2 protein-coding genes are annotated in these 2,937 nt (G+C 65.7%); one reads left to right on the forward strand and one right to left on the reverse strand.

Annotated features, from left to right (window positions below):
• Positions 1 to 1,123: tyrosine-type recombinase/integrase (locus tag ACGFSA_RS34950; RefSeq protein WP_393310180.1), on the reverse strand; the 1,123-nt coding region annotated here is incomplete at its 3' end.
• 636 nt (positions 1,124 to 1,759) lie between these two features.
• On the opposite strand from ACGFSA_RS34950, the gene ACGFSA_RS34955 reads away from it, so the two are divergent.
• On the forward strand, positions 1,760 to 2,455 hold the full coding sequence (locus tag ACGFSA_RS34955; protein WP_393310182.1) for a HEAT repeat domain-containing protein: 696 nt from the start codon (positions 1,760 to 1,762) through the stop codon (positions 2,453 to 2,455).
• Positions 2,456 to 2,937: the final 482 nt, after the last annotated feature.

Below are 2,937 nucleotides of genomic sequence, written 5' to 3' on the forward strand. Positions count from 1 at the left end.
CGGCTAGCACGTAGTAGCCTCGGATTCCTTCAGGCTCTCGCCGTGACCTGGCGACCTGCGGTTTCTCGCCCGTCTGATGCAATTCCCGAGGGTTGGTGTAGATCGCGGTCGTCGACGCGTGCTCGTGGCCGACCTGTTCCTGGACGAAGCGGGCGTCGTAGCCGTCCTCGATCAGATGGGTGACGTACGACCTTCGAAAAGAGTGGAAGTCCAGCCCGGCGTCCAGGCCCAGCGCGTCCCGGTAGGCGCCGAAGCGGGTGTTCATCTGGGAGAACCCGATCCGGGCCGAGCGTTCCGAGGGCCATAGGGTCCCGGAGCCGGCTGTGGAGAAGAGCGGTCGGACCTCCTCGTTCCACTGCTGCAGGATCTCCGCCGACCAGTCCCAGACCGTCAGCACGCTGCGGCGCTTGGGCGGTGAGCTCTTCTTCGCCTTGCCGTGTCGGACGTAGAGGACTCCGTACTCGCCGAACTCCCGTCCCTGCGGGTTGCGTCCGAAGTCCACCGCGTCCAGCATCCGTGCCTCGTTGCGCCGCAGGCCGAAGGCGTACGCGGTCTTGAACAGCATCGCGTCGCGGAAGGCCGGCAGCCAGCCCTTGCGGCCCCGGCCGCGTACCCGGTCCACCTGCTCGTCCGCGTGGTCGAAGAACGCGATGAGCTCGTCGCGGGTGAAGGCCCGTTTGCCCGCGTCGGCCTCGGCCTCCTCCATATGCACCGCGGCGTTCCAGTCGTGGACCACCTGGATCGGGTGGGTGCCGAACCGCTCCTCGCAGTTGGCGGCCCAGCCGTAGGCGGGATCGGTGACGAAGGAGCAGAACGAGCGGATCGCCCCTTGGTAGTTCCGCAGCGTGGAGCGGCGCAGATTCCGGACCGCGCGTAGGTCGCCCATCCACTCGTCGACCATCTGCGGCGACCACTCCCACGGGAAGGTGTCCGCATGGCGGGTGAACGCCTGCACTACCTTCTCGCGACCCTCGATGGTGGAGAACGCCAGGTTGCGGGCGAGCTGCTGGTTGCGCCAGCCGTCCAGCATCGCGGTGAAGACCTGCTCGTCCGGCCGCAGCAGCGGCAGACCGCCGACCAGATGCAGCCCCACCGCCCCCGGCGCGAGGCTGTTCCTGCCCATCAAAAACCACTCTCCGTCACTTACATCAGACGAAGAGATCTTTCATTAGATGTAATCCTGACGCAAGCGCGCAGGTAGGAAGTCCCTCCAGCAGGCAAGCGAACCCCCGAGAGGGCCGCGATCCCCGGCAGACGTCGGCTATCCTGAACTCCCTGACCTGCCACGATGGGTGACCGATCCCCGGGCGCGCACACCGATCGCAGTACTGCATCAGATGAAATTGCGACCGCTTCCGAGATACGCGCCAAAGGGGCAACGGGATGATCTTGAAGCCCTGATCCGCTCGGACTTACGTGCGGCGGCGTGCAGCGGGGTCGCGTTCGGCAACGTGCCGGGCGACCGAGTCGACGCCGGGCCGTGCGTATCGCTCCAGGGAGCGGACGGAGGCGTGGCGGGAGCGGGCCAGCAGCATCGGGGTGGAGGTGCCGTGCTCGGCGTCGTGGGTCAGAGCGTTGTGGCGGAGCCGGTGGAGGGTCCAGCCGTCCAGGACCTCGATGTCCTCGGGTGAGGCGAGGGGGTTGGCGAGCAGCCGGGTGCTCTCCTCGAAGATTCCCTCAGCGCGGCGGTAGGAGAGACAGTTTCGCCCCTGCTGACTGCAGGAGAGTGCAACTCATCGGAAACCTAAGGAAGTGCAGCATGGGAGTCGATGACGCCGAGGCAGCGACGGACGACGAGCTGTTCCAGAGAGCGCTGTTCGAGGTCAGCACGGAGGAGACAGACGACGACCGCCTTCCGGCGCTGGAAGCGTTGCAGCACCGGCCGACCTCCCATGTTTTTGAACGCGCGGTTCGTCTGCTGGCACACGAATCGCCGGATGAGCGAGAGCTGGGAGCACGGATTCTGCGCGAGTTGGGCCCCGACGATGGAACGGGTCACCGGCCGTTCACCACGAAGACCATCAAGGCCATCGTGGCGGAGATGCCCGACGAGCCGGACCCTTGGGTTCTGGGATGGATGATCTCCGCACTGGGTTACCACAATGCCCAGGAGGCCCTCGATCTGGTACTCAGCTACCAGGCGCACACAGCACAGCCCGTCCGGTTCTCGGTAGCTGCCGCGCTTCCTGCGCTGGCCGACGAGGAACACACCGAGGCCAGAGTTGTCGAGGCTCTCCTGACGCTGTCCGAGGACGAGAACGACTCAGTGCGCTGGTATGCCTTGTATGCGCTGTTCAACGAGACGGTCGGAATCACCGACGCGCAAAAGACAGCGTGGGCTAACACTCTGACCGAAAGAGGCAGCACGGAACGACGTACCGAGCTGCGCAAGATCGCTACAACCCTCGACGACCATGCTGATAGCACCTTGCGAAATGCTCTCGAACAGGCATAGCGCAGAAGCCTGACCAGAAGTCGCGACCACCACCAACGACACTGCGCCGAATGGGTGACGGGCGACGAGCACTCAGGGCTTCAAGATCATCCAGTTGCCCCTTTGCCGCGTATCTCGGTCACACCCCATCTATGTGCGGCACGTTCGGCTGCTCGCGCGCGCGGGAGGGCTCGCGACCGGTCGCGAGGTGGTCGGGGTTCAACGTGCGGATCGGGCGGGGGATGATCACGGGATGACTGTGCGTCGCCCGTTGGGCATGGGACCGGGACCGGCTGTTGCGGGTCTGTCAGGGGTCGCAGGAGAGCGGCGGCTGCCTGCCGAGCAGCTGCCGACCATGGACCGGGTGAACGCCGAGCAGCGGCCCGTACAGGGGCGCCGGGTGTGCAGGGGTGTGTCCAGTAGACGGCTGATCCAGTTTTTGTAGGGGTCAGTTGGCGGCCGGGGTGAGCCGGCCTTCGAAGGCGATCTGGAAGGCGTTCAGG

Source organism: Streptomyces sp. NPDC048496 (assembly GCF_043200055.1).
Classification (GTDB): Bacteria; Actinomycetota; Actinomycetes; order Streptomycetales; family Streptomycetaceae; genus Streptomyces.